The organism is Rossellomorea sp. DUT-2, assembly GCF_052665285.1.
On record NZ_JBQPEO010000014.1, the window covers coordinates 1 to 1523 of the forward strand.

General features: G+C 47.9%; 9 tRNA genes and 2 rRNA genes. All 11 read left to right on the top strand.

Annotated elements, in window-relative coordinates:
• The first annotated feature begins 18 nt into the window (after positions 1-18).
• Positions 19-135: ribosomal RNA gene (gene rrf, locus ACOSV2_RS22470) — 5S ribosomal RNA — on the top strand.
• 12 nt (positions 136-147) lie between these two features.
• A tRNA-Val gene (locus ACOSV2_RS22475) sits at positions 148-223 on the top strand.
• 130 nt (positions 224-353) lie between these two features.
• Positions 354-429 (top strand) — tRNA-Thr (locus ACOSV2_RS22480).
• A gap of 34 nt (positions 430-463) precedes the next feature.
• Positions 464-539 (top strand) — tRNA-Lys (locus ACOSV2_RS22485).
• Between the two features lie 35 nt (positions 540-574).
• Positions 575-659: transfer RNA gene (locus ACOSV2_RS22490), tRNA-Leu, on the top strand.
• 9 nt (positions 660-668) lie between these two features.
• Positions 669-743, top strand: a tRNA-Gly gene (locus tag ACOSV2_RS22495).
• A gap of 7 nt (positions 744-750) precedes the next feature.
• A tRNA-Leu gene (locus tag ACOSV2_RS22500) sits at positions 751-839 on the top strand.
• A 74-nt stretch (positions 840-913) separates the two neighbouring features.
• Positions 914-990: transfer RNA gene (locus tag ACOSV2_RS22505), tRNA-Arg, on the top strand.
• Positions 991-997: 7 nt separating this feature from the next.
• Positions 998-1074: transfer RNA gene (locus tag ACOSV2_RS22510), tRNA-Pro, on the top strand.
• A gap of 8 nt (positions 1075-1082) precedes the next feature.
• Positions 1083-1158: transfer RNA gene (locus ACOSV2_RS22515), tRNA-Ala, on the top strand.
• A gap of 164 nt (positions 1159-1322) precedes the next feature.
• Positions 1323-1523, top strand: a 16S ribosomal RNA gene (locus ACOSV2_RS22520); the annotation flags it as partial.

Genomic DNA, 1523 nt, shown 5'->3' on the forward strand with positions numbered 1-1523 from the left:
CCTTCAATTGAATATTCGTCTGGTGACAATGGCGAAGAGGTCACACCCGTTCCCATGCCGAACACGGAAGTTAAGCTCTTCAGCGCCGATGGTAGTTGGGGGATCTCCCCCTGTGAGAGTAGGACGTCGCCAGGCGTTACATATTTCGGAGGATTAGCTCAGCTGGGAGAGCATCTGCCTTACAAGCAGAGGGTCGGCGGTTCGATCCCGTCATCCTCCACCAAGTTTTTTTACGCAAGTAAAATAAATCAAAGATTTTTGCGTGAGCAAAATATCTCTCCTTAAATTCCCTATATATATGAAAACAACTTCTCATTAAGTAGTCTTCATCTAATAGCAAACCAATTAAATATGCCGGTGTAGCTCAACTGGTAGAGCAACTGACTTGTAATCAGTAGGTTGGGGGTTCAAGTCCTCTTGCCGGCACCATTGTTTTTTTTATTTTGTCTCATTTTTATATTGAGAGCCATTAGCTCAGTTGGTAGAGCATCTGACTTTTAATCAGAGGGTCGAAGGTTCGAATCCTTCATGGCTCACCATTGATTTTTGCGGAAGCAAAATAACAATCATACATGCGGGTGTGGCGGAATTGGCAGACGCACCAGACTTAGGATCTGGCGCCGCAAGGCGTGGGGGTTCAAGTCCCTTCACCCGCACCATTATATTTCGCGGAAGTAGTTCAGTGGTAGAACACCACCTTGCCAAGGTGGGGGTCGCGGGTTCGAATCCCGTCTTCCGCTCCAGAGACTAGCCGGGGTGGCGGAACTGGCAGACGCACAGGACTTAAAATCCTGCGGTAGGTGACTACCGTACCGGTTCGATTCCGGTCCTCGGCACCAAAGATTTTTGCGCAAGCAAAATATCTTTCCTTAACTTGCGATAGTCAGTAAGGAAAGAACAATAGAATCATTTAGCGCCCGTAGCTCAATTGGATAGAGCGTTTGACTACGGATCAAAAGGTTAGGGGTTCGACTCCTCTCGGGCGCGCCATATATTTCGGGAAGTAGCTCAGCTTGGTAGAGCACTTGGTTTGGGACCAAGGGGTCGCAGGTTCGAATCCTGTCTTCCCGACCACCTTATTTGGGGCCTTAGCTCAGCTGGGAGAGCGCCTGCTTTGCACGCAGGAGGTCAGCGGTTCGATCCCGCTAGGCTCCACCAAAAAGTTTTTACAAAAAATCATTGACACCAATAGAGTGGAAATGATATGATAATCAAGTCGCTTCAAACAGAAGCACTTACACATTGAACCTTGAAAACTGAACAAAACAAGACAATACGTCAACGTTAATTCTAGATTTATTTTTAAAGAGCTATTCAAACTTTTATCGGAGAGTTTGATCCTGGCTCAGGACGAACGCTGGCGGCGTGCCTAATACATGCAAGTCGAGCGGACTGATGGGAGCTTGCTCCCATCAGTCAGCGGCGGACGGGTGAGTAACACGTGGGTAACCTGCCTGTAAGACTGGGATAACTCCGGGAAACCGGGGCTAATACCGGATAACTCATTTCCTCGCATGAGGAAA